We start from the raw sequence: 25,610 nt of genomic DNA on the forward strand, positions 1-25,610 counted from the left end.
CACTATTTATCCTTGCCCTATTGTGCCATGTTCCACATGAAACATCTTGCTATTTGACTCGATCATGTCGGCAACCTGGCTTTCAGTAATAGAACTTACAAAAACTTGTGCCCCCGTCGCTTTTAAGCAGTCAGCAAGGCGCTTACGACGTTGGCTATCGAGTTCGGAAGCAAAATCATCAATCAAATAGATGCATTGCTTCCCGGTCAGTTCGGTCAGATGCTGCCCTTGTGCAACACGCAGGGCGCAGACCATGAGTTTCAGCTGACCGCGTGACAGAACATCCTCTACCGGCGTCCCGTTCACCTTGATTTTTAAATCGGCTTTGTTCGGACCACTGAACGTGTAGCCCAGAGACTGGTCACGTTCAAAGTTCTTCTCCAGTATCTGGTGATACGGAGTGTCTTTGTCCCAGCCCCGGTAATACTTGAGGCTGATGTCAAATTCGGGCAGAAAGGTGCGGCACAGCTCTTCGGCCACGCCTTTCATCTGCTCGATGTACGCCGCACGCCACTGGTCAATATTGTGTGCCAACCGGGCCAACTCCTGATCCCAGTAACTGAGTTCACGGTAGCGGGTCGCGGTTTTCAGCAGTGCATTGCGCTGTTTATTGAGCCGCTTGAAACGCCCCCAGGCATCAAAGAATCCTTTTTCGCTGTGGAAGACGCCCCAGTCGATAAAGGCACGGCGATTTTTCGGCCCGTCCGTCAGCAAATCAAACCCCTCCGGATGAATGAGTTGCAGCGGCAGAACCTGCGCCAACTGAGCGAGCTTCTGCCCAGACTGACCGCCTATTTTAACCTCTGTCGAGCCATCACGCTGCTTATTAATGCCAATGGGTAGCTCAAATTGATCCGAGGTCAAAAAACGCCCGTGCACAAACAGTTCCGGGCAGTCATTCTGAATAACCCGGCCAGTCAGTGAGCTTTTAAAAGAGCGGCCGTGACCGAGTAGATAAATCGCTTCCAGTACACTGGTTTTACCACTGCCGTTGGGGCCAATAAGAAAGTTAAAGCCTGATGATAAATCGATATCACAGGCTTTAATATTGCGAAACTGCTGAACAATCAGACGAGTAAGAGGCATGATGTATGTGAGCCGAGCACTAGAGGCGAATTGGCATTACCACGTACATGGCGCTGTCGTCATCGACGTTTTCAATCAGCGCACTGGCGTTAGCATCCGACATCGACACCCGCACATTGTCACAGCGCAGCGTATTGAGCACGTCCAGTACATAGCTGACGTTGAAGCCGATTTCAATTGCATCGCCTTCAAAGCCGACATCCAGCATCTCTTCCGCTTCTTCCTGCTCCGGGTTATTGGCGGTAATGCGCATTTCGCTGTCGGCCAGGTTAACCCGTACGCCACGGAATTTTTCATTGGAAAGAATCGCCGCACGGGAAAATGCCTGACGCAGCTCATCACAGCCGGCGGTCAGCGTTTTGTTGGTACTTTGCGGCAATACGCGGCGATAATCAGGGAAACGGCCGTCAACCAGCTTTGAAGTAAAGATAAAATTGTTCACTTCTGCACGCAGGTTAGCCGCACCAATCTGAATCGTCACTGGCTGTTCCGGCGCATCCAGCAGCTTGACCAGCTCCAGAACACCTTTGCGCGGTACGATGATCTGCTTGTGGGCAAAATCACCCGCCAGCGGGGTCTGGGAGACCGCCATACGGTGGCCATCCGTCGCTACGCTGCGCAGGGTACTGCCGTCGATTTCAAACAGCATACCATTGAGGTAGTAACGCACATCCTGGTTAGCCATCGAAAACTGGGTTTTCTCAATCAGGCTGCGCAGATCGCCCTGGCTTAAAGTCAGCTCGACCTCGCTCTGCCAGTCTTCGATATTAGGGAAATCATTGGCCGGTAAGGTTGCCAGCGAGAAGCGGCTGCGGCCGGAGCGAACCTGAACCCGGTCACCTTCCAGCAGCACAGTGATCACCGCCGCATCCGGCAAGCCGCGACAAATGTCGAGAAACTTACGCGCCGGTACAGTAATACTGCCCGCTTCAAAGTCCCCTTCCAGCGTCACGCGGCTGATCAGCTCCGCTTCCAGATCGGTCGCGGTCATCGACAACTGATTGTCTGCCACTTTTAGCAACAGGTTACCCAAAATCGGCAACGTGGCCCGGCCGCCAATGGTTCCCGACACTTGTTGCAGTGGTTTAATGAAGTGACTACGTTCAATCGTAAATTTCATAGTGTGCTCTTAAACGATATTGGATATACGACGCGAAAAATCAGCGCTAAGCATAGCGCGAATCAGGAAGAAAGCGTACGAATCAGGTTGGAGTAATCTTCCTTAATATCGTGGCTCTCTTCACGCAGCTGTTCGATTTTACGACAGGCGTGTAACACCGTGGTGTGGTCACGGCCACCAAACGCATCGCCGATTTCCGGCAGGCTGTGGTTGGTGAGTTCTTTCGATAACGCCATGGCCAGTTGACGCGGACGGGCAACCGAACGCGAGCGGCGTTTTGACAGCAGATCCGCGACTTTAATCTTGTAGTACTCGGCAACGGTCTTTTGAATATTGTCGATGGTGACCAGTTTTTCCTGCAGTGCGAGCAGATCGCGCAGCGCTTCGCGCACGAAATCAATCGTGATCGGACGGCCGGTAAAGTTGGCGTTGGCGATCACCCGGTTGAGTGCGCCTTCCAGCTCACGCACGTTGGAGCGCAGACGCTTAGCGATAAAGAACGCCACTTCGTCGGGCAGATGAATCTGGTGATCTTCCGCCTTTTTCATCAGAATCGCGACCCGGGTTTCCAGCTCCGGCGGCTCAATGGCCACCGTCAGACCCCAGCCAAAACGCGATTTGAGGCGATCTTCCACCCCGTTAATCTCTTTCGGATAACGGTCAGAAGTGAGGATAATTTGCTGGTTGCCTTCCAGCAGCGCGTTAAAGGTGTGGAAGAACTCTTCCTGCGAACGCTCTTTGTTGGCAAAAAACTGAATATCATCGATCAGCAGTGCATCGACACTGCGGTAGTAGCGTTTGAACTCTTCAATCGCGTTATTCTGCAGCGCTTTCACCATGTCCTGCACGAAACGCTCAGAGTGCATGTACACCACTTTAGCGTTCGGGTTGTTATCCACGATAGCATTGCCGACCGCATGCAGCAGGTGAGTTTTACCCAGGCCGGTACCACCGTACAGAAACAGCGGGTTATACGCCGCGCCCGGATTGTCCGACACCTGACGTGCCGCCGCCAGACCAAGCTGATTCGACTTACCTTCCACGAAGTTATTGAACTTGTGTTTCGGGTTCACGTTAGAGCGGTGCATGATGTCGGCCGCTGCCGCAGCATCATCATCCCAGGTTTTATTGATCGGCTGACGACGCGCCAGTTGAGCAGGAGCTGAAGATTCGGCCGCCACGTCGGCCGCAGTACGGACCGGTGCCGGTTTGGGTGCTTGCACCCGGCGGCTGCCCACTTCAAAACGCAGGCTTGGTACATCCTGACCGCAATGCTCTTTCAGCAGTCGGTTGATGTTGTTGATGTACTTGTCGCGTACCCAGTCGAGTACGAAGCGGTTAGGCGCAAACAAAGTGAGAGTATTGTCATTGAGCTCCGCTTGTAACGGACGGACCCACATGCTGTATTCTGCGGCTGGCAGCTCTTCTTGTAGCTGTTGCAGACACTGCAACCATAGCGAAGATGACACAATTCCCTCACTCTAAATCAATGATCGGTAAAGACTGGCAATTCTACCTGTTGATAACTCAGATCGCCAGCGATTGATCCACGATCCAGTGAATAAGATCCAAGTTATTCACAATGTTTTCGAGCCAATCTGCCGGATCCTGGCAATTAGTCCTATATTTACCCACATAATGATCCACATGCTGGAAAATTCATCCAAGTTATCCCCAAAATAGCGGCATAATATAGTTATGGCTAATAACCACTAGTTATTTCTTCTATTGAGAAATTCAACAGTAAAATGAGACACTAAAATAATGAGGAGTCACAAGATGAAAAACTGGATTAAACTGGCAGTGGCCGCACTGGCGCTTTCTGCCGCCACCGTACAGGCAGCAACGGACATCAAAGTCGGCATGTCAGGCCGTTACTTCCCGTTTACTTTCGTTAAGCAGGATCAACTGCAAGGTTTTGAAGTCGATGTCTGGAACGAAATCGGTCAACGTAACGATTATCATGTCGAATATGTGACTTCGAACTTCTCCGGCCTGTTTGGTCTGCTGGAAACCGGTCGTATCGATACCATCTCAAACCAGATCACCATCACCAAAGAGCGCCAGGCCAAATACCTGTTCTCTGACCCGTACGTGATTGATGGTGCTCAAATTGCAGTGCGCAAGGGTAACGACAGCATTCAGGGCATTAAAGATCTGGCCGGCAAAACCGTGGCGGTTAATCTGGGCTCTAACTTTGAACAACTGCTGCGCAAATACGATACCGACGGCAAAATCAACATTAAAACCTATGACACCGGTTTTGAGCGTGACGTCGCGATGGGCCGTGCCGATGCATTTGTCATGGACCGTCTGTCAGTACTGGAAGTGATTGATAAAACAGGGCTGCCACTGCAACTGGCCGGTTCACCATTTGAAACCATCGAGAACGCCTGGCCGTTTGTGAACAACGAAAAAGGCCAAAAACTGCAAGCTGAAGTGAACCAGGCACTTGCTGCGATGCGCGCAGACGGTACACTGAGCCAGATTTCAGAAAAATGGTTTGGTACCGATATTACTCAATAATCGTCATCAACCGACCAATCTAAAAAGGTGGAATCGCAGGATTCCGCCTTTTGCTGTCTTTGAGGGGAAGTAAATGGGCTTTGATTTTCAATACATGCTGGGGCTGATGCCGATACTGCTCAAGTATCTCAGCACCACGATGGAAATGGCCGCACTGGGCATGATTTTCGCGCTGATTCTGTCGGTGCTGCTGGCCAATATTCGCGTCTTCAAGATCCCGGTACTGGAACCGCTCTGTCAGCTGTACATCAGTTTCTTCCGCGGAACACCACTGCTGGTACAAATGTTCCTGCTTTATTATGGTCTGCCACAGATTTTTCCGATCCTGGTCGGCATTGACGCGTTCAGCGCCGCGGTGATTGGCCTCACTCTGCACTTTGCGGCCTATATGGCTGAAACCATTCGCGCCGCCATCATAGGTATTGACCGAACCCAGATGGAAGCCAGTCTGTCAGTCGGTATGACCACCGGTCAGGCGATGCGCCGTATCATTCTGCCTCAGGCCAGTCGCGTCGCCCTGCCTTCGCTGATGAACTACTTTATCGACATGATCAAATCGACTTCACTGGCGTTTACCTTTGGTGTGGCCGAAATCATGGCCAAGGCACAAATGGAAGCCTCGTCCAGTTTCCGCTTCTTTGAAGCCTTCCTGGCCGTAGCACTGATCTACTGGGGTGTGGTCGTGATTCTGACCCGCATTCAGACCTGGGCCGAAAACAAACTCAATAAGGCGTATGCACGATGATCAAACTGAGCAATATTCACAAACGCTTTGGCCAGAGTGAAGTCCTGAAAGGGATTGATATCTCGATCGAACAAGGCGAAATCATCGTCATTATCGGCTCCAGCGGTACCGGGAAATCGACCCTGCTGCGCTGCGTCAACTTCCTTGAGCAGGCCGATCGCGGCACCATCACCATCGATGATGTCAGCGTCGACAGCCAGAACCACAGTAAGGCGGAAGTGCTGGCCCTGCGCCGCAAAACCGGCTTCGTATTTCAGAACTACGCCCTGTTTGCCCACCAGACTGCGCGCCAGAACATTGCTGAAGGCCTTATCACGGTGCGCGGCTGGAAAAAGATCAGGCGCTTGGCCGTGCCCAGCAAATTCTGGAAGACATAGGTCTGGGTGACAAAGGCGACAGCTATCCGGCCGCCCTGTCCGGCGGCCAGCAGCAGCGGGTCGGTATCGGCCGCGCCATGGCGCTGCAGCCGGAACTGCTGCTGTTTGATGAACCGACCTCAGCGCTGGATCCGGAGTGGGTCGGTGAAGTACTGAACCTGATGAAAAAGCTCGCCACCCAGCACCAGACCATGCTGGTGGTGACCCATGAAATGCAATTTGCCAAAGAAGTAGCGGACCGGGTGATCTTCATGGCCGAGGGTAATATCGTTGAACAGGGTTCTCCACAGGATATTTTTAATCATCCACAGGATCCGCGCCTGAAAAAGTTCCTCAATCAGGTCGGGATCGACTAAGGATCCTTGAGATTTCAGCGAGACTCCGTATAATCGCCCGACCGGAAAGTATGAAGCGCAGAGTAAACCGAATTCGGACTTGCTTTACGCTTTCGGCAAACCGAATCATTGACACCTTTTGTGACTGTGATTACAATTCCGCCTCTTTGTTGAGAGGCGTCGGAATGTCCTTTCTTTATATAAAGAGAAGATATATTGCCCACGCCGGGTTTTATGAACCTAGAAACTACTGATCAGTAAGGTACTAACAATGAAACGCACTTTTCAACCTACAGTTCTAAAGCGCAAACGTACTCACGGTTTCCGTGCACGTATGGCGACAGCGAACGGTCGTAAAGTAATCAATGCACGTCGTGCAAAAGGCCGTAAGCGCCTGTCAAAATAATCGTAAGCTTATTTTGAGTACGTACGCATTTAATCGGGAGTTACGTTTGTTAACTCCCGAGCATTACCAAACCGTCTTCCAGCAAGCTCACCGAGCAGGCTCCCCTCATTTCACTATCATTGCACGCAATAATAACCTTTCTCATCCTCGTTTAGGGTTAGCGGTACCAAAAAAGCAAATCAAAACGGCCGTTGGTCGAAATCGCTTTAAACGTCTCGCCCGCGAAAGCTTCCGCCTCAATCAGCATCAGTTACCCAACAAAGATTTTGTTGTGATTGCCAAAAAAAGCGCGCAAGATTTGAGCAATGAAGAAATGTTTACTTTGTTCGAAAAGTTATGGCAGCGCCTATCTCGCCCTTCTCGTGGTTAGCCATTGGTTTAGTCAAACTATACCAGTGGTTCATTAGTCCACTCATCGGCCCTCGCTGCCGATTTACACCCTCTTGCTCCAATTATGCGTTAGAAGCGCTGAGAGCTCACGGATTTGTAAAAGGGTGTTGGTTATCCGGCAAACGTCTATTAAAATGCCACCCTTTGAACGAAGGGGGATTTGACCCCGTTCCACCAGTCCAAAAACAAGACAGAGATAAATAACGATGGATTCTCAACGTAATATCCTGCTGATCGCTTTGGCGCTGGTTTCTTTTTTACTTTTCCAACAGTGGCAAGTAGCAAAGAACCCGGCACCTGAAGCGGTTGAACAGGCGCAAACCAGCAGCAGTGCTCCGGCACCTTCTTTGGCCGATGAGTTCGATCCGGTACCATCACCAACCAATGCTGCGGCAAAAGTGATTACAGTCACCACGGATGTACTGACTCTGTCTATTGACACGGTTGGTGGTGATGTCGTTCTGGCAAAACTGAACAAATACGCTGAAGAGCTGAACTCCGACAAGGCTTTTGTTCTGCTGAAAAACACCCAAGGTCACCAATTCATCGCCCAGAGTGGCCTGATTGGCCCGCAAGGTATTGACCTGAGCAGCAACAGCCGCCCGACTTACACTGTTGACGGCGACAGCTTTGCTCTGGCCGATGGTCAGGATGAACTGCGTATTCCGATGACTTACCAGTCAAACGGTATCGAGTACACCAAAACCTTTATTTTCAAACGCGGCGATTATGCAATCGACGTGACTTACGATGTCGCCAACAACTCTGGCGACAACGCAACCATGGGGATGTACGCACACCTGCGTCAGAACCTGCTTGATTCAGGCGGCAGCCTGGCAATGCCAACTTACCGTGGCGGCGCTTACTCAAGTGAAAATACCCGTTACCAGAAATACAGCTTCGATGACATGCAGGATCGCAACCTGGCTATCAACCTGCCAAACGGCCAGGGTTGGGCAGCGATGATCCAGCACTACTTTGCGACCGCGTGGATTCCACGTGACGCAGCGGGGACGAACCTGTACTCACGCGTGATCGGCAATCTGGGCGACATCGGTATCCGTATCCCGAATCAAACCATTGCTAACGGCCAGCACCAAGAGTTCAAAGCTACGCTGTGGGTTGGTCCTAAGCTGCAAGACCAGATGGCGGCTACCGCACCAAACCTGGATCTGGTTGTAGACTACGGCTGGTTATGGTTCATCGCTAAGCCTCTGCACTGGCTGCTGTCGACCATTCAGGGTCTGGTCAGCAACTGGGGTCTGGCGATCATCTGTCTGACCTTTATCGTGCGTGGTGCCATGTACCCGCTGACTAAAGCACAGTACACCTCAATGGCGAAGATGCGCATGCTGCAACCAAAACTGCAGGAAATGCGTGAGCGTATCGGTGATGACCGTCAGCGCATGAGCCAGGAGATGATGGCACTGTACAAGAAAGAGAAAGTGAACCCGCTGGGCGGCTGTCTGCCTATCTTCCTGCAGATGCCTATCTTCATTGCACTGTACTGGGCACTGATGGAATCGGTCGAACTGCGTCATTCGCCGTTCTTCGGCTGGATTCACGATCTGTCGGCACAAGACCCGTACTACATCCTGCCACTGCTGATGGGTGTCAGCATGTTCTTCATCCAGAAGATGAGCCCGAGCACGATTACCGATCCAATGCAGCAGAAGATCATGACCTTTATGCCGGTGATGTTTACCTTCTTCTTCCTGTTCTTCCCTTCAGGTTTGGTTCTGTACTGGCTGGTATCGAACATTGTGACTCTGATTCAACAGAATCTGATTTACAAAGGTCTGGAGAAAAAAGGCTTACACAGCAAAACCAAGTAAGCACTCAGGATAAGCAAAGGCGACCGGATGGTCGCCTTTTTGTTGCTCGCTGATTACAATAACACTCATCCGATTCTGTAACAGGTAAGGTTATGACTACCGAAACTATCGTCGCGCAGGCTACGGCACCAGGTCGTGGCGGCGTCGGCATTATCCGGGTATCCGGCCCGAAAGCGGCGGACGTCGCACTGGCGGTGACCGGACGCCCCCTTAAACCGCGTTATGCGGAGTATCTGCCATTTAAAGATGCCAATGGCTTAGAGCTCGATCAGGGCATCGCGCTGTTCTTCCCCAACCCGAACTCGTTTACCGGTGAAGATGTGCTTGAGCTGCAGGGTCACGGCGGTCCGGTAGTGATGGACATGCTGATTAAACGCATCCTGACGCTGCCGGGCATCCGCCCGGCTCGTCCGGGTGAGTTTTCCGAGCGTGCTTTCCTCAATGACAAGCTGGACTTAACCCAGGCCGAAGCCATTGCTGACCTGATTGATGCCAGTTCGGAAGAAGCGGCTAAATCCGCGCTGCAATCGCTACAGGGCCAGTTTTCGAAGCGGATTAATACCCTGGTCGAGTCTCTGATTCATCTGCGTATCTACGTTGAAGCCGCGATTGATTTTCCTGAGGAAGAGATCGACTTTCTCGCCGACGGCAAAGTCTCCGCCGATCTGCAGGCCATCATCGACAACCTCAGCGCAGTGCGTCAGGAAGCCAACCAGGGCGCCATCATGCGTGAAGGGATGAAGGTGGTGATTGCCGGTCGCCCTAATGCCGGTAAATCCAGCCTGCTCAACGCGCTGTCCGGTAAAGAATCCGCGATTGTGACCGATATCGCCGGGACCACCCGGGACGTGCTGCGTGAACACATCCATATTGATGGCATGCCGCTGCACATCATCGATACCGCCGGTCTGCGTGAAGCGTCCGATGCGGTCGAGAAAATCGGTATCGAACGCGCCTGGGAAGAAATTAAACAGGCTGACCGGGTGCTGTTTATGGTCGATGGCACCACCACCGATGCCACCGACCCGAAAGATATCTGGCCCGATTTTGTCGACCGTCTGCCGGATCATATGGGCATGACCGTCATCCGTAACAAGGTCGATCAAACCAGTGAAGCGCTGGGGATCTGCCACGTCAGTCAGCCGACCCTGATCCGCTTGTCAGCCAAGACAGGTCAGGGCGTCGATGCGCTGCGTACCCACCTCAAAGAGTGCATGGGCTTCTCCGGCAATCAGGAAGGTGGCTTTATGGCCCGTCGCCGCCATCTGGATGCGCTGGAACGCGCCGCTGAGCACCTCGACATCGGTCAGCAGCAGCTTGAAGGCTACATGGCAGGAGAAATCCTGGCCGAAGAACTGCGCATCGCCCAGCAGCATCTCAATGAGATCACCGGCGAATTCAGCTCCGATGATCTGCTTGGCCGCATCTTTTCGTCGTTCTGTATCGGGAAGTAAAATAGTAAAACGCATCAAACCAAATCAAAACAACATTATGATTTTAAAATAATTTTGTTTTACTTGGTGGGAAGTGATTTGAAGGGTTTTGTCGATTCTTGCGCCACGTGTGCGCCACAGATAAATTCTGGCGCACATATGGCGCACAAGATGAGAAAAACCTATGAAAATCAGCATACATAAACGAGATCCAGATAAAAATGGCCTGCGAGCTATCAGGCTTGTTTACTATTATGGATCAAAGACCTCGGAAGACGGCTCAAGAGCTCAAAAACGCTCATACGAGACGTTAAACCTATTTCTCTACGCCAAGCCCAAAAACGCAGTTGAGCGCGAGCACAACAAAACCACATTGCAAAAAGCCGAAGCTATTCGTGCCAAGCGTCTACTGGAAATGGAATCAGCCAAACACGGCTTAGATGACCGCACAAAACTCAATGCCAGCTTCTTTGACTATTTCGACCAAATTACAGCGAGTAAAGCATCCGGTAGCAAATCCAACTACTCAATTTGGGTTTCTGCGGGCATTCATCTCCACCGTTATCACCGCCACGCAGAACTCACTTTTGAACAGGTAGATAAATACTTTTTGGAAGGATTCCGCCATTACCTACAGCATGAGGCAATGACAAAATCAGATACTGGCCTCTCCAGGAATACCGCCTGTAGCTACTTCAATAAAATTCGGGCAGCACTCAACCAAGCACAACGAGACCGAATCATCAGAGATAACCCTGTTGAACAAGTCAAATCCATCAAAGCAGAGAGGACACAGCGCACTTACCTCACTCTGGATGAGGTAAAGGCCCTTACCAAGGCTGAATGCCGTTACGATGTGCTACGGAGAGCATTTCTGTTCTCCTGCACTACGGGTCTACGCTGGTCGGACATTCATAAACTGGTGTGGGGTGAAATTGAACTATTTGCTAATGGGCACTACCGAATAATCTTTTCCCAGATAAAGCTCAAAAACTCGGGAAATGGTCTGCAATACTTGGATTTACCGGATTCTGCAGTACGTTTGCTAAACTTGGAAAACAGGGGTAAACCTACTGAACGGGTTTTTAAGGGTTTACGTTACGACAGTTACAGCAATGTCGCGCTAGTACAGTGGGCCATACGTGCCGGGATAACCAAACACGTGACCTTTCATGCTGGACGACACACCTTTGCAGTAAACCAACTTGCCCGTGGCCTGGACATCTATTCCCTTTCCAGATTGCTTGGCCACAGCGAACTCAGAACAACAGAAATCTACGCAGATATTCTGGAAACCCGTCGCACAGAGGCCATGCGGACCTTTCCTAATATCTTCGATGAGTCATCAAACTAAGAGCATTATTAAGACCAAAAGACGACATCTTTACAAAGAAAAGGGCACCTAGACAGTGCCCTCCATCAACCACATAAGATCGTTAGTTTTTACAGCCGTTCTTATCGCATGTGATTTTCTCGTGGGAATTAACCCAGTGATCAGCATTTTTCTTTGTGTCAGTGCCGCAGCCAGTGGTGCCGCCTTTAGCACCGCTGTGTACAACACCTGTTGGTGTATGTTTAACAGACATTTTTACCTTCCCTAGCTATTGATGTGTTGTTGGTGTCAAATGACACAATAAGGAATAGTAGTCCAAAGCTCATATGTCAAAACAATACGATTACTTTAAGCATAGGCCTGTTATTTGGGTGACTAAATGCACATCGATATATATAAAAGTAACTTATTATACTGAAGTGCAACAGAACACTTCACCAATGAAGTCTTTTAATCTCATAATTTTATAACATTCGCATGGAGGCGTATCAATGCCAGACATCCCCCCTGAGACCGAAGTATCCAAAGGTATTAAGCTTCGATTTGTCGAACTTAGTAATTTCCGTCGGCTAGGAAAAGTGCAGCTGAACATTGATGAAAAAACCACAATTTTGGTTGGCGCCAATAATAGTGGAAAAACATCTATTCTTGCGGCGCTACGACATTTCCTTGCTGATGGGTCTCCCTTTAGTGCTTTCGACATCAGTATTTCCAAATGGTCAAAGCTGCGAGCCCTTGGCAAAGTTTGGGAAGAACTGACTGAAGACCCTTTAACTGTTACCGAACCAGAAGAAAAGTGGAAAGAGCAACTCCAGATACTGCTAGAAACCATGCCAGTATTGGACCTCTGGTTTGATGCAGATGTCGGAATGTATCACTATGTTGCTCCATTTCTATCCAAATTTAGCTGGAAAGGTGGCGCTGTTGGTATTCGCCTTCGACTGGAGCCGGTCACCAATATTGAAGAGCTCAAGCAATTAGCATGGACTTACTGCTCTGCACGTTCACCAGTTAAAGATATGGGACAAGATTCATTAGCGTGGCCCATAGACCTACTTGATTTTTTTCTGCGTGAGCCATTGAAGCTTGGGCGCGTTCGTGCATACAAATTAGATACCGATAACAACCCGATTACAGGACTGGTATCCTATGAAACTCAGACACTTGATGTCCAAACAAGTCCGATTGACCGAAAGCATCTATCGAGATTGATTCGTGTTGATTTCATCGCAGCTCAGCGTGGATTCGGAAGTGAAGAAACTGAGTCGCGGCCATCATCCGCTCTTCAACGAGTTGGCATGTTTTCAAACCAGCTAATCAAGTTTGCTCAACAACACTTAAACGTTGCTAGCTCCGGACATAGCCAGCGTGTAGACCTTATTAAGGCAGTGGCACTTGCTCAGAAAGAGTTAGACAGTAAGATTCAAGAAGCCATAGCCGATTCAGTTCAGGAAGTGCAAGAGCTTGGCTATCCAGGGTTGCATGACCCTCAAGAGATTCGTTTTCGTACACGTATCCAAACTGCTGACCTTCTCGATCACAGTACTGCGGTCCAGTACAGTATGCAGAAGGATTCAATAGAAGAACTCCTACCAGAATATTCTATTGGACTTGGTTACCAGAATCTCCAATCTCTCAGCTACCAACTAGTTTCATTTAGATCTGCACGACTTAAGCCTGAAAAAGGCTCCCCTGTCCCCGTACACATAGTAATGATTGAGGAGCCTGAAGCCCACCTACATGTTCAGGTGCAGCGTATATTTCCAAGCAAAGCACATAAACTAATTAGTCCGACTGAGAAAGAAGCTTCAAGCCTAAATAGCCAATTGATCATAAGCACTCATTCAAGTCATCTAGCTCATTCGGAGAATTTTGACCGGCTCAGATATGTTCGCCGTGTGGCTAAGAGCGATACGATTCCAATGCCGACGACAGAAGTTGTCAATCTAGCCGAAGTCTTTGGTGATGATAAAAAAACACGCCAATTCGCTGAGCGTTACTTCCGTGTTCAACATACGGACCTTTTGTTTGCTAACGCAGCTATTTTTGTGGAAGGAGTCGCGGAGCGAATGTTGGTGCCACTTTTCATAGAGCGTTATTTCAATGAACTGAACAGTCGTTACATTTCCTTTGTCGATATAGGTGGAAGCCATGCCCATCGACTCAAACCTCTCATCGAAAAGCTCCGGATCCCTACAGTAATAATTACAGATATCGATCCTTGCGAAGAAAAGGAAGGCAAGCCTAAGAAAAATGGTGACCCGACCAAGAAACTAGTCGCTGTTGCAAACACCGGGCAACCCGAACTTCAGTGTGGTAACCCTACCTTACGTGGCTGGCATCCGAAACTGCAAAAACTTGATGATTTCAAAACCCCGACTGAAGGTCAGTTGGTATGGAATGAAATCGAAGATTGCCATGTATATTTCGCTTGGCAGTTACCTATAGCCAAAGCTAACAATTGTTGGCCCAGCACATTTGAGGATTCACTGGTTCTTACGAATGTCTCTTGGTTCAAAGGGTTGATGGATGAGAAATTCGATGAAAATGGAGTAGAGATTGAAGTTCCCAAAGGGGCTCTTGGCTCTGTTGCAAAAAAGGCGGTAGAAACCGAAGATTTTCAACAGCTACTTAGTGAACTGCACTATCTGATGCACAGCTCTTTTAATAAAGGCGACTTCTCTGCCAGCATCTTTGAATTAGTATCTTCAGGCGAGGATATTGAATGTCCGGGGTACATTGCCAATGCATTAACTTGGTTGCAGAAGCAACTTGAACCAAGCGGAGTGATGGAATGAGCAAACAAAGTATCATCACTGACAACGACAGAGATGCGGGAGTAGTCGAAGAAATTTGCGGCTACCTTACTGAAGTTCCTCCTCGCAGCTACTTTCTTTTCGCTGGAGCTGGTTCTGGGAAGACGAGAACTCTCGTAGAGGTCTTGCGGCGGATTACTGGAGTCGTAAAACACGAAAAAGGGGAGCTCCTTGCAAGAAACTTGCGTTTGTATGGGCGTTCAATTCGAGTGATCACATACACGAAAAACGCGGTTGGGGTCATTAACGGGCGCCTAGGGGAGAATGACCTCGTAAAGGTATCTACGATACACGCATTTTGCTGGGAGCTCATTAGTGGATTCAACGATGATATCAAGGCGGCTCTTATTGCAATCAAAGAAGCTCAGCTTGAAAAGGAAACCGAGGAAGCACTTGCAAAACCAAAGGGCATCACTCCTGCTAAACAACGGGATTTGGATGAGATAAGAGAAGATATCGAGGGATTTAGAAACACAGACCTATTTATCTACCACCCGGATCGTATGACATATGGTCCAGGAGCGCTTGCCCACAATCATGTGCTTGACGTAACAGCATGGCTTTTAAAAAACCGACCAACCTTAACGAGGATCCTAAAAGATCAACATCCAATTGTGCTGATTGATGAATCTCAGGACACAATGAAAGGTATGCTGGATGCCTTATTGACTATTGCAGAACCGAGAGGAAGTGGTCTAACTATAGGACTTCTAGGAGATCACCGACAGCGAATATATATGGATGGGCATGCCGATCTTCCGAGTTTAGTTCCTGATAGCTGGGCGATGCCAGAGCTGAAAATGAATCATCGTAGCCAACGCAGAATTGTTGACCTAATTAATACAATTTGGGAAGCGAAGCTAGAAGGACGAACCCAACCTGCTAATGGAATAAGGCAGCATTCAAGAACCGAGAAAGCTGGCGGTTTTGTACGAATTTATATAGGTGATACAAAGATATCTCCAGAAGATAAAGCTATCGGTGAACGTTGGTGTGCAGATCAGATGTGTAGCGCAAGTGGCGTTGAGGCTTGGTCAAAAGGAGAATTTCAACTGCTCGCACTTGAGCATAAGCTTGTTGCTACGCGTGGATCTTTTCTTGATATATTTAATGCAATGGTTCTACTAGATCCAAATGCGGCAGCACCCAGTGGCAGTGGAGAGAATAAAGGTCCGGCTATTGTGCAAGCCTTATTGAACGAAATTATCGATTTAGAGGGGTGTATCAATCCCAATGGGACAATTGATGAGTTTAAAGTCACTGAGGTTTTTAGGCGCTATGACTGTCTTGATGGGATACCGGAAGATACAGTAGAGCGAGCAAAGCGTGTTGAAGAAATACTTAGAGCAATTGAAACTTTCGCCGCAGCTTGTGCAAGTCCTCTTGCGACCGTGGGAGAGGTGCTCGAACCAATCTTGAGTGCCAAATTGTTTAACGTTGATACTCGCTTAGCTGTTGGGTATGCAGACAAATCACCTCCACCTTCTGTGCCAGCGAGAGGTGAAGAAGAATCCAAACAAGATAGGTTGCGTCGCGGATTGTGTGCACTATTTTCAGCCCCTTGGAATCAATTAAAAAAATACTGCAACTATCTATCTGGCAATTCAGTTTTAGCTACTCACCAAGTAGTAAAAGGTTCAGAATTTCCACATGTGATGGTTGTCATGGATGATAAGTTGGCTGGTGGCAACCTTTTTTGTTACGACAAGATTTTTGGTGGTGTTAATCTAAGCAAAAGCGACAGCGAAAACATAAATAAAGGCAAAGAAACAACCATTGATCGAACACTACGTTTACTTTACGTAACATGCAGTAGAGCTGAAGAGTCTCTCGCTCTTGTGCTTTGGTCATCAGATCCAACAGCAGCCCTAGAAAGAGTAAAGAATAGTGGTTGGTTTATTGGCAAAGAAGTTGAGGCGATACCATCCCCGTAAAAACATCATATCGTTACATGTCACGATAGCATAGTCGTGACATGTAACGCCCAATTCTACGAATTTTTACTTTCATAAAGTTAAAGCAATATTTAGTATCTCCGGCCATACAATTTTCGGTTAGCAACTAGATGATCAGCAGCGGCTTTATCAATCTCATCAGAAGACGCCACACGATTACTCTGCAGCCAAGCCAAGATATCTGCTCGCCTGAAGAACACCCGATTGCCATTAGGTTTGAAAAATGGGATCTTGCGTTCGTGAGTCAACCGGTACAAAGTGCTTTTCTTTAACCCTGTCAGCTCAGCACATTCCTCAACTGTCAGGATTTCCTTTGTTGTGTCAGGACGTTGCTCGTTTTTGATATGATCGGTAATCAGTTTTTTAAGCAATGACATATCCATCAGCATGCGCTGAAGCATCTCTTTTTCAGTCATGTTGATACTCCTTTACCTCAAAATCGAACAGGGAAATGTGGGAAAGTGGGAACACTGAGCTAGTCGTCATGTTCAACCCTCTCTAAATCTTCAAGATGGCGCCTAACTTGGTCAGGTTTGAGCGCAAAAAAACGTTGAAACTCACCATTAATCCGCGTCTTATAGGTTCCCCTAGAGCGCTCATTCGTTACCAAGCAATTGCGTTGTAACAGCACCTCCACTTCCCTCATGTAATGGGTCGGCAGTCCGAGCCGCTTCAGGAAGTGCGATTTATAAATCAACCACAACTCACATCCCTCGTGCGAGCGTCGAAAACCAGCGACCCCATGACCTCTCGCTTGCTCAATATCACTGAGACTGCGCTCCCAGACTTTCATTGCTCGTTCCAGCGCTTTGAGAAGCCGGAATTCCTCGGAATTTCTGGAGTGGCCTCGATTGTCCAGCCAAGCCTTCAAGGTTCGGTGGACGGCTGCCAAGGACTCTTCCTCGCTCCAAGGGAGAATAAAATTCCTACTACCGAGACAAAGTGCCGCCCCGATGAGGGCAAACCGCCTGATGACTCGTTGCACCTGCGATGCCATCTGGTCGCTTATCCAAATACCGCTTAGGCGACCAATTTCGTGACTCAGGTAGCTATTCAGCTCGTCATGACGCTCGGTCAGTAACGAAATCCACTCGCGAATTACGGTGCCATGGTAGTGCTGACAAGACGATTTAAGCTCGTCCACAAATTGCTGAGAATGCTTGTGACCATGCAATTCGTCGAACGCACCGTAGGTCCCAAACACAGGGAGCTCCACCAGGCGTATCTGCTGGCCAGCGCGTAACGGTTTACCGATCTGCTGAAGTAGCTCTGCAATCCAGACTTCTCCACTACTTAACACCAGCGTTCGCCAATGAGAAGTCATGGCCAGCTCGCCGGAAACGTTGGCGCGTAGCTTCCCAGAGCCGTTCATGATCTGATAAATGGCTGTATCGATGTCTTCCGGGCGTGCCATTCCGATTTCGTCCAACGGCAACAACATGTCGTTATGCTCTGAAGAGACTGCCGCTAGTCCGTTACTGGTTGAAATCCAACTGCGGACATAGCGGTTGCTCCCATAGACGCTGGCCGCCAATTGCAACAAGGTCGTTTTCCCAGTCGACGATGCCCCAACCAGATGAATGGCGCCATTTTCCATACCAGAAGATGCGATTAGTGGGGCAGCCAGCGCCGTTCCAATACTGAATATTGCTAACGGGTTGCCTCGGCATAGCTGACCGACATAAGTCTGCCAATCGCTGAGACTTCCGGATTCCTCTAACGTTGTAGAACCAGATAGCTGACCTACGAAATGGTGCGGTTCGTCAGCTGAACCGATAGTCCAGTTACTGGTTGCAAACACTGAACCATGCCAGCCTGTTCGATTAACCACTGTCGCCGGAGCAGCAAGAGCCATCTGCTCTATTAGATAATGTTGAAGCCTACTCCAACTTGACTGGCCAGGAGTTAAGGGATACCCAGTATCGACCAGCATATCCCTGATCTGACGTGCATTATCACTATTCAGGTCTCTGGCATACACAACTTCACGTAACCTAACCCCATCAAAATTTTGCCACTCTAGCAGCGCTCCATGCCCATGTCGTTTGTCAGTTAAACGAGTGCGAGCCAACACCTGAATCCAACCACCTATTCGCAGCCACCGATCAGAGGACAAGCAATAGAGCCCATCATCCTGCAACTTATATTGCATCACTAACCCCCATCACAAATCACTCAACCAAGCTGTGATGTCGCTGTACCGAAAGCGAACAGTACGACCATTGGGATTGGGTTTTATTGGAGGAGGAAAACGTCCATCGCGCACGTAACGGCGAAGTGTGGCTTGTGACGTTTGCAAAACGTCACACACTTCAGCATAAGTCAGTAACCGTTCTTCTTGTTTAGGTTGGTTATTACCCGTCATGATGACTCCTGTTTATTATCTAACTTGCAGGAGCAATCATCTCGAAAAAGACAAACTAAGCAGACCGCTGGAACTGCCCTTTTTTGGAACTTCAATAATAAACTTCAAGATGCTGATATTTAATGACATTTATTCAACATGTAGATTAAAAACAGCCACTGAAGAGCAAAAATCTAAGCCACTGATGAGTTGGCCGACATTACCGTATCAATTTGTGCGCCAGTGAATACTCAGAGAAAACTTTCACATGTGAAAGTTTAGAGACCTAGTGATTTACACCTCTTAACGCCATGTCCCCCATTAAAAATGAATCATTTAGCTCAGGTCTTTTGAAGACGATGTCGCTTGTATGGAATAAACCAGTCTAGGTCCCCCATCAGATAATTATCTGGATAGGAATTGGCTAGGTCTCCTGGCTAGGGCGTCATACCAAAAAGACCTAAGTGCCCAAAAAGGGCATGAAGACGGCGGATGAAAGAAGGCATGCAGCAATAGACTGACTATGTATTTACGACACAGAGGATAATTCTATGACTGACACTTCTAATCCATTTACGACTTTGGAAAAACAAATTGCTGCTTGGAATACTTTTGTCTCAAGCGATGACAAGAAGATAGATCACGACGAGGCAATGCTTTTCACCCATTCGTCATCACAACAGTATTTACGTTACGTACACAAGTCTGTTGAGCTGGAACAACTGCGTTATTACTACATAGCACGCCGGATTTCAGATCTATTTTGGCAACATAACAAAGTTCATCGAGGTAAGGAAACACCCGGTTATCCGGGACACTACGGCTGCAGAGTACGACTACGAGATAGAAAGTTTGAAATGTACTGGTTCTACAATGAGTTCACTCGTAAAAAAGGAACTGATGGCTATAACGTCATCAGCCATTATTTGTCTCGTGGCGACCAGTATCGCTATCTACGATCAACCTTTTCCCTTGCTCAAGACTGGGAAAAACCTGTGATTGAGGTAGTTGAGGACGCTTTTGCCATCATCCGTAGAGCTAACGCTAATCTGATGAGAATGCGCCAGCTATGTAAGTGGAATGACACTAACCTCTTCCAAATGGCAGGCAATATCGACGATATCAAGAATGAAAACCCTTTATAGTCAATACATTAAAAAGGTGTGATACTGTTTGGTCTGAAGAGCTCGACTAGTCTCTTGATTGAATGGTTCATAATCAGCCCCAGATTTCAGATAATAACTGCACCACTTATGGTTAAACGGTTTACCTCGTTTAGAACCAACCCTGTAGCCTACAGACAAAATTGCATCGAACTTGTAGTGGCCAAGTACCTTCTAATCCAACTATCCGGAATTTCCGGATAGTTGCGTTTTGTACAAACTATCTCTTTTAACCAAAGGCCATTCATTCAGTTAAAAACCGTATCAGTCCCTGATACATTGCATACTGCCAATGATTCACAAACTCACACTCATCTAAAACTGGCTCTAGTAAGTCTTCGATAATCTCTTCGACAGGGACATTTTTATTTAAATTTCGATTAATTTGCGCGAGTACAGTTTTCAAATGTTTCGCAGCTTGCGTAGCGTATCTAGTAGCTAAATCAAAATCCTTAAAATACTTTTCAACTCTCTTTTTATCAGTTTCAGACCATGTGACTGGCGGCACAACACAGTATTCAAAAAAACCAGGATCATCGTCACCGGTCCCAGCTGAATAATTTGCGAAGATCCACTGCTCATTAAAGAAATGTGCAGCTTCAAAGTATGGGTGGATTATTTGCTCTTCTTCTTTTATCGCGTAACCATGCCCTTTACTCTCCATATTGCAATCCCTGCATGCTGGAACAAGGTTAAAAGGCAAAACAGAAAATTGCGGAAAATGAGCTTTAGGTAGAAAGTGATCAACATTTTTGGGCGTCCCTATCCCACCACAAAATGGACAACTTTCTTTGGCTGAATTTTTAATTGCATCATACACCTTCCTGGCAGGCTTATTTTTATCTGCAAAATACTGAGTGTAGAGCCTCTCAAGATCATTTTTTTTCAAAGGGCCAATAACATTAGGGTTTTGTGTTGTGCTTGTATCTATTGACGGTATAGAAAAGAGCTGGGATTTGGTTGCTGCTTGTTCATATTCGTCTTTAAATGGCAAGAAGTTTGCGCGCTCATTATAAACTTGCTTTCTTAACTGAGCGTTGCCGGTTATACCCTCTGCACACAGTTCCAAAACATCATTGTAACTATAGTCTTCTGATAGTTTTATCTTAATCATCAGAGCGTCCCTTATCACGATCTGAAATTAGCGCCTTTAAGATAGCCCGACCTTCATACCCAATTTGATTCCCATAACCCTGGAGAATTTCTTGGTATGAGGCGCCGTTGTCTACGGACTTCTTAAGCATGTTATGAAAACCTGATAGCTCAACCTCTAGGCTAAAAACTTCGCTGGTCAAGACACCTAGATTCTCAGCAAAGGTTTCAACTTTAGGCCGATCAACTATCGTATTGTCACCTTGACGATAAACCTTCCACACACACTTTCTCGGTATTTCTTGAAGTACAACAGGTGAGTGCGTCGCAATGATTGATACTCCATTCATTGCCAATAGCAACTCTGAAAGCGCACGAACAAAAGCCGCTAGCAACGGAGGGTGAAGATGACTTTCTGGCTCATCGATTAAAACTAAGGTTTTCTCCTGAACTGTTGCAACTAATCTAGTTATAGTTAGCAATACAATAGCGTGCCCAGAGCTTAGTCCGTCTAGGATTGGCTTGATTTCACCAAGATAACTTTCTTTAAAATCATTTGAATCAATCTGCTTTTTCATTGTCTGTTTAGTTTTGAAAAAGCACTCCCTCAAATTCAGTAAATCAGCAGAAGAAAAATTCTCATCATAACCAAGATCTTCAATGGCATTGCACCACAATTTATCTTTGTCAGGATCGTTGAAACAAGTCGTTAGCGCTTTGCAACAATCAGCCTGCAATGAGTCTATATCTCTATGATATCCTTTCGTGCGAACGTCCTTTAAACCAATGTAATAGTAACAAGTACCCTTTGCTGGGTCTGGTTGTTCATTTGGAGGTACAAATGGGTCAAATGCACTAAAAGAAACAGACACTAAGCTACTAAAATATTCGTCATCTATATCACTCTCGCGCCACCCAGATCGATCTATAAATTTCCCCATAGAAGCGGAGGAATTGGTCACTGCGTTGATCATGTCATTGAGCAACGTTGTCTTACCAACGCCATTTCTCCCGATAATCGCATGGATATTAGTACTAGGCTTTGACTCGACGGCCACATCAAAATCGAGTGTAATACTACTAAACTTTTCAGAACCTTCTCTGACATAGGAAAACTCAAAATCGGTAAGCTCTTTGCCTCCGTTTAAGACTCTTTGATACTGTCCTTTAATCACCGATAGGCTTGTATCTCTTAACAGCGATACACTAAAGACATCCTCCTCTCTAATACTTTCAATAAGAGCTGGGGTACTGGCTAGATCGTTCAACTTCTTTAATATGTTACGCCCTTCATCACCAAGTGCTGAGATAGCTTTATAAAAGCCGATAGACTCTCCCAGTGAGAAATACTCGTCATCAAGCTCTGTAAATACATCGCCAAGCTTTTCATAGGTAGCTGTTTCAATTGTTTGGCCTTTAAAGCCAATTTTGACGTCACCAATATCATGGCTAGTACCATGTTTGTCATACACAACCATGTGAAACTGCGTCACGAAGGAATAATCATTCCAATGATCAATACGCAGGAAAACAACGTTGCAGTGCGCCCCAGATATCCTGGTATCGCGCTTAATTACTCTAAATTCCATTTTAATAATGCTCTTCTATGTACCCATACGCCTTATTAAACAGCTCTTTGTCTTTGCCCAAGCCAAACTGAGCCAGTGTCACCAATAGTGCCTTCTGGATTTCGCGCGGACCACTGTTGGAGTTTTGCCAGCCTTCAAACCGGGTGGCTTTAACGATTTTGTCGATCTGCTCTACCACATCGCCGATTAGCTTTGGCGTGGTTTCTGGGCGAGTTTCCAGAAAGAGCTTGGTTAAGGCCTGTTTGTTGTCCTCTTCCGTAACGACATGCTCGCCGGTTTCACGCTCGGCCTGCACCGTGTCTTTAGCGGCATCTAACAGGCCTTTTAACCAGTCGATGGCTTTGATGACACCGGCTTCGTAGTCTTGGCGTAACTTTTCTAGGCGTTCACCTAACTCGACAAACTTAGGGTCGTTACTGCCACGCAGGCGGCCCATCAAGTCAATTTCCAGGCGTTTGGCGCGTTGCTCTTGTTCTTTGTCGGTCAGGGTGAATATGGCGTGCTCATCCATGATCAGCTCGTCGATATCGTCGCGGATACGATTGATGTCGGTATGCTCATGGATCATCTTGATGGTTTCAGGGCCAAGCGCCGCCCACACCAAAGCACCGGTCTGGCCGACTGGGCGCACCGATTCATAGATCTGTGCCAGCCATTTATAGTCTTTGCGATACGGGGCTAAGAAGGTGTCTGGGTTAATGGCCGACCATAGCTTGGCTAGTACGCCAAAGCTGGCGGCAAATTCATCGCGCTTTTCATTGGTTGGCAAGCACTCTTGTGCCGCCATAATGCCTTCGAAACCTTCCAAGGTACGGTCAACACCCGGGAAGAAGGACAAACATTTATCTAACTGGGCGGGTAATAATTCTTTAAAGGCTTCAATGCCTTCTACCACGCCATCGATTTCTTCCGGGTTGTAGGCCAGCGCGGTGCGCAGGTTTTCAAACACACCGAGGTAATCAATGATCAGGCCCATGTCTTTGCGCACTTCGTCTGTTTCGTACAAACGGTTGGTACGGCACATGGCCTGCAACAGCGTGTGGTCACGCAGCGGCTTATCTAAGTACATGCAATAGCAGATAGGTGCGTCAAAGCCAGTAAGTAACTTGGCGGTGACGATGATCAGCTGCAACGGATGCTTGGGGTCTTTAAAGCTTTCGATTAAGTCTTTCTGGGTTTGGTCTTCGGCATCAATCTGCTGCCAACGCTCAAAATCTGCCTGTTTAATCGGCAACTCTAGATCGTCGTGCCATTTACGCCAGTCTTTATTGAGCTTGTCTTTTTTACCGCCTTCTTCGGCTTTTACGGGTGCCTGGTCGACGTTCATCACTACTTCAACGGCATCAAAGCCGAGCTTTTCACCCAACAAGTAGTACATCTGCACACAGGCTTCGCGGTCGTACACGACCACCATGCCTTTCATCTTTTTCGGCATTACGTGGCTGGTAAAATGTTCAGCAATATCATTGCTGACGGCGGCCATGCGTTTAGGCGCTTTGAGCATCACCGCTAGCTTACCGGCGCGTTTTGAGAGTGCAGCCTTTTCTTCGTCGTCCAAGTTATTTTCTTTGGCAAGTTTTTCAAACTCTTCGTTAATCGCATCCCTATCAACCCGCAATTCCGCCAAGCGAGGTTCAAACTTCACTGGGTTAGTGGCGCCATCGCGGATCGACTGCTTGTAGCTGTAGCGATTCATGTAGCGACCGGGGTCTTCCTCGGCACCGAATAGCTTGAAGGTATTGCGGTCGATACCCGAAATCGGTGTACCGGTTAAACCATAGAAGTGCGCATTGGGAAGGGCCCAGCGCATTTTCTCGCCCAAGCCACCTTCCTGCGTGCGGTGGGCTTCGTCCACCAACACAATAATGTTGTCGCGGCTGTTGAGGCCGTTGGGGTTGCTATCGTCTATCTCGACATCTTTAAACTTAAAGATGGTGGTAATTAAAATGCCACGGCTGTCTTGCTCGATATGTTCGCCGAGCTTTTTGCAGCTTTGTACCTTGATAAGGTTTTTAACATCCGCACCACCAAAAGTCTCGTTGATTTGGCTATCCAGGTCGCGGCGGTCTACCACGATCAATACGGTGGGGTTTTTCAGGGCATTGTCACTGCGCAGCATCTTGGCGGCGTAGAGCATCAATAACGATTTACCCGAGCCCTGGAAATGCCAGATCAGTCCTTTCTTCGGGTAGCCTTTGCGCACACGGTCTACAATTTGCTTGGCCGCTTCAAACTGGGGGTAACGCGGCAGAATTTTAATGCGCTTGGGTGGTGTGTTCTTACCGGTTTTAACCGTTGAAAACAGCGCGAAAGATTCCAGCAACTGCAATAAGGTTTGCGGGTTTAACAAACCCTCACAGCTGTCCAGCACCGATGCCAAGCCGGGCAGAATGTCATCGCGCAGGTCGGTATTGTGCCAAGGGCCCCAATCTTTTACCCGAGCGTTAATCGCGCCATAAGCAAAGGTTTTGCCTTCACTGGCAAAACACAGCAGGTTGGGTACAAAATAGGGTTCAACATTCTTCCAGTAGTGCTTTTTGCCGCCCATAAAATCAGCGGCGCCGTCTTGCCAGGTCACACTCGGGCGGGTGGCAGTTTTCACTTCGCCCACCACCAGTGGAATACCGTTTACATAGAGCACAATATCAAAATAGACTTCGGTCGCCGCGATATAGTGCACCTGTTGCGACACCACAAAGTGGTTATTACTGATATTGTCGAAATCAATCAGGTTGATAGTGATATGGTCGCCATTCTCACCAAAGGGCAAGGTCTTTTCGGCCATTAACCATTCATGAAAGTTCTCATTAGCTTTTACCAAGCCGGTGTGACGCACTTCCAGCACCACACCACGCAGCTTATAAATCACTTCATCGGCGTAATCCGGCTGCTTGGCAATATCAGGGTTTAACGAACACAACGCGTCTTTGAACCACTCATCGACGAAGATATCCTGCGCTTGCTTAGGCAGGTTCTCACCGTGGCAGTAAGTCCACTTTATGCCGCTTAAAACTTTTAAGCGGTCGATAATTCCATTTTCTGTGACGGTCTGTTCGTTAAACATA

Annotated in this window: 21 protein-coding genes and 1 pseudogene; 12 read left to right on the plus strand and 10 right to left on the minus strand. The window is 48.0% G+C overall.

Going from position 1 to position 25,610, the window contains the following annotated elements; genetic code table 11:
- Positions 1 to 6: 6 nt before the first annotated feature.
- The 3 genes from recF to dnaA all read right to left on the minus strand — a co-directional run bounded on the left by recF (position 7) and on the right by dnaA (position 3,675).
- Entirely contained in the window at positions 7 to 1,086 is a 1,080-nt protein-coding gene (recF, locus tag KNV97_RS18630; RefSeq protein ID WP_136487734.1) for a DNA replication/repair protein RecF, read from the minus strand.
- 19 nt (positions 1,087 to 1,105) lie between these two features.
- Positions 1,106 to 2,206 carry a DNA polymerase III subunit beta gene (dnaN, locus tag KNV97_RS18635; RefSeq protein WP_136487733.1) on the minus strand — a complete coding sequence of 367 codons (1,101 nt, stop codon included), beginning with the start codon at positions 2,204 to 2,206 and terminating at the stop codon, positions 1,106 to 1,108.
- A gap of 62 nt (positions 2,207 to 2,268) precedes the next feature.
- Positions 2,269 to 3,675 (minus strand): chromosomal replication initiator protein DnaA, encoded by a 1,407-nt coding sequence (dnaA, locus tag KNV97_RS18640; RefSeq protein ID WP_136487732.1) that lies wholly within the window; start codon positions 3,673 to 3,675, stop codon positions 2,269 to 2,271.
- A 310-nt stretch (positions 3,676 to 3,985) separates the two neighbouring features.
- On the opposite strand from dnaA, the gene KNV97_RS18645 reads away from it, so the two are divergent.
- From KNV97_RS18645 to KNV97_RS18685, 9 genes and pseudogenes are all read left to right on the plus strand, one after another.
- Positions 3,986 to 4,732 carry an amino acid ABC transporter substrate-binding protein gene (locus KNV97_RS18645; RefSeq protein ID WP_136487731.1) on the plus strand — a complete coding sequence of 249 codons (747 nt, stop codon included), beginning with the start codon at positions 3,986 to 3,988 and terminating at the stop codon, positions 4,730 to 4,732.
- A 73-nt stretch (positions 4,733 to 4,805) separates the two neighbouring features.
- Complete coding sequence (locus tag KNV97_RS18650; protein ID WP_136487730.1) at positions 4,806 to 5,477, plus strand: amino acid ABC transporter permease; 672 nt, start codon at positions 4,806 to 4,808, stop codon at positions 5,475 to 5,477.
- Positions 5,474 to 6,210: pseudogene (locus KNV97_RS18655) on the plus strand (amino acid ABC transporter ATP-binding protein). The gene KNV97_RS18650 and the pseudogene KNV97_RS18655 overlap by 4 nt, the downstream one beginning before the upstream one ends.
- Before the next feature lie 250 nt (positions 6,211 to 6,460).
- A complete protein-coding gene (rpmH, locus tag KNV97_RS18660; protein WP_136487728.1) occupies positions 6,461 to 6,595 on the plus strand; it encodes a 50S ribosomal protein L34 in 135 nt (44 codons plus the stop codon).
- A gap of 46 nt (positions 6,596 to 6,641) precedes the next feature.
- Positions 6,642 to 6,965, plus strand: coding sequence for a ribonuclease P protein component (rnpA, locus tag KNV97_RS18665; RefSeq protein ID WP_240798226.1), 324 nt, complete (start codon positions 6,642 to 6,644; stop codon positions 6,963 to 6,965).
- Positions 6,932 to 7,189: a membrane protein insertion efficiency factor YidD gene (gene yidD, locus KNV97_RS18670; protein ID WP_136487726.1), complete on the plus strand. Its 258-nt coding sequence runs from the start codon at positions 6,932 to 6,934 to the stop codon at positions 7,187 to 7,189. Before rnpA ends, yidD begins: the two co-directional genes overlap by 34 nt.
- A gap of 2 nt (positions 7,190 to 7,191) precedes the next feature.
- The gene (yidC, locus tag KNV97_RS18675; protein ID WP_136487725.1) at positions 7,192 to 8,820 is read left to right on the plus strand and encodes a membrane protein insertase YidC; all 1,629 of its coding nucleotides are present in this window, start codon (positions 7,192 to 7,194) and stop codon (positions 8,818 to 8,820) included.
- Between the two features lie 92 nt (positions 8,821 to 8,912).
- Complete coding sequence (gene mnmE, locus KNV97_RS18680; protein ID WP_136487724.1) at positions 8,913 to 10,274, plus strand: tRNA uridine-5-carboxymethylaminomethyl(34) synthesis GTPase MnmE; 1,362 nt, start codon at positions 8,913 to 8,915, stop codon at positions 10,272 to 10,274.
- 163 nt (positions 10,275 to 10,437) lie between these two features.
- On the plus strand, positions 10,438 to 11,607 hold the full coding sequence (locus KNV97_RS18685) for a site-specific integrase (protein ID WP_218562559.1): 1,170 nt from the start codon (positions 10,438 to 10,440) through the stop codon (positions 11,605 to 11,607).
- Between the two features lie 82 nt (positions 11,608 to 11,689).
- Here the strand turns inward: KNV97_RS18685 and KNV97_RS18690 are convergent, their stop codons facing one another.
- A complete protein-coding gene (locus KNV97_RS18690; protein WP_014611895.1) occupies positions 11,690 to 11,839 on the minus strand; it encodes a hypothetical protein in 150 nt (49 codons plus the stop codon).
- 238 nt (positions 11,840 to 12,077) lie between these two features.
- Between KNV97_RS18690 and KNV97_RS18695 the strand changes: the two genes are divergently transcribed.
- Together KNV97_RS18695 and KNV97_RS18700 are read left to right on the plus strand one after the other, a co-directional pair.
- On the plus strand, positions 12,078 to 14,384 hold the full coding sequence (locus tag KNV97_RS18695) for an AAA family ATPase (RefSeq protein ID WP_218562560.1): 2,307 nt from the start codon (positions 12,078 to 12,080) through the stop codon (positions 14,382 to 14,384).
- The gene (locus KNV97_RS18700; RefSeq protein WP_189618266.1) at positions 14,381 to 16,336 is read left to right on the plus strand and encodes a UvrD-helicase domain-containing protein; all 1,956 of its coding nucleotides are present in this window, start codon (positions 14,381 to 14,383) and stop codon (positions 16,334 to 16,336) included. Before KNV97_RS18695 ends, KNV97_RS18700 begins: the two co-directional genes overlap by 4 nt.
- 92 nt (positions 16,337 to 16,428) lie before the next feature.
- Here the strand turns inward: KNV97_RS18700 and KNV97_RS18705 are convergent, their stop codons facing one another.
- The 3 genes from KNV97_RS18705 to KNV97_RS18715 are packed head-to-tail and all read right to left on the minus strand — an operon-like array spanning position 16,429 to position 18,722.
- Positions 16,429 to 16,773 (minus strand): helix-turn-helix transcriptional regulator, encoded by a 345-nt coding sequence (locus KNV97_RS18705; RefSeq protein WP_000136520.1) that lies wholly within the window; start codon positions 16,771 to 16,773, stop codon positions 16,429 to 16,431.
- A 59-nt stretch (positions 16,774 to 16,832) separates the two neighbouring features.
- Positions 16,833 to 18,509: a DUF927 domain-containing protein gene (locus tag KNV97_RS18710; RefSeq protein ID WP_218562561.1), complete on the minus strand. Its 1,677-nt coding sequence runs from the start codon at positions 18,507 to 18,509 to the stop codon at positions 16,833 to 16,835.
- A 12-nt stretch (positions 18,510 to 18,521) separates the two neighbouring features.
- Complete coding sequence (locus KNV97_RS18715; RefSeq protein WP_000147416.1) at positions 18,522 to 18,722, minus strand: helix-turn-helix transcriptional regulator; 201 nt, start codon at positions 18,720 to 18,722, stop codon at positions 18,522 to 18,524.
- 530 nt (positions 18,723 to 19,252) lie between these two features.
- On the opposite strand from KNV97_RS18715, the gene mobI reads away from it, so the two are divergent.
- A complete protein-coding gene (mobI, locus tag KNV97_RS18720) occupies positions 19,253 to 19,846 on the plus strand; it encodes a conjugative transfer protein MobI(A/C) (protein ID WP_218562562.1) in 594 nt (197 codons plus the stop codon).
- A gap of 262 nt (positions 19,847 to 20,108) precedes the next feature.
- On the opposite strand, the gene KNV97_RS18725 is transcribed toward mobI, so the two are convergent.
- The 3 genes from KNV97_RS18725 to KNV97_RS18735 are packed head-to-tail and all read right to left on the minus strand — an operon-like array spanning position 20,109 to position 25,609.
- Positions 20,109 to 20,978 carry an HNH endonuclease gene (locus KNV97_RS18725; RefSeq protein ID WP_218562563.1) on the minus strand — a complete coding sequence of 290 codons (870 nt, stop codon included), beginning with the start codon at positions 20,976 to 20,978 and terminating at the stop codon, positions 20,109 to 20,111.
- Positions 20,971 to 22,545, minus strand: a complete 1,575-nt coding sequence (locus KNV97_RS18730) for an AAA family ATPase (RefSeq protein WP_218562564.1) — start codon at positions 22,543 to 22,545, stop codon at positions 20,971 to 20,973. The genes KNV97_RS18725 and KNV97_RS18730 overlap by 8 nt, the downstream gene beginning before the upstream one ends.
- 1 nt (position 22,546) lies before the next feature.
- On the minus strand, positions 22,547 to 25,609 hold the full coding sequence (locus KNV97_RS18735; RefSeq protein ID WP_218562565.1) for a type I restriction endonuclease subunit R: 3,063 nt from the start codon (positions 25,607 to 25,609) through the stop codon (positions 22,547 to 22,549).
- Position 25,610 lies beyond the last annotated feature (1 nt).

Source organism: Vibrio ostreae (genome assembly GCF_019226825.1).
In the GTDB taxonomy this organism is placed as follows: Bacteria; Pseudomonadota; Gammaproteobacteria; order Enterobacterales; family Vibrionaceae; genus Vibrio; species Vibrio ostreae.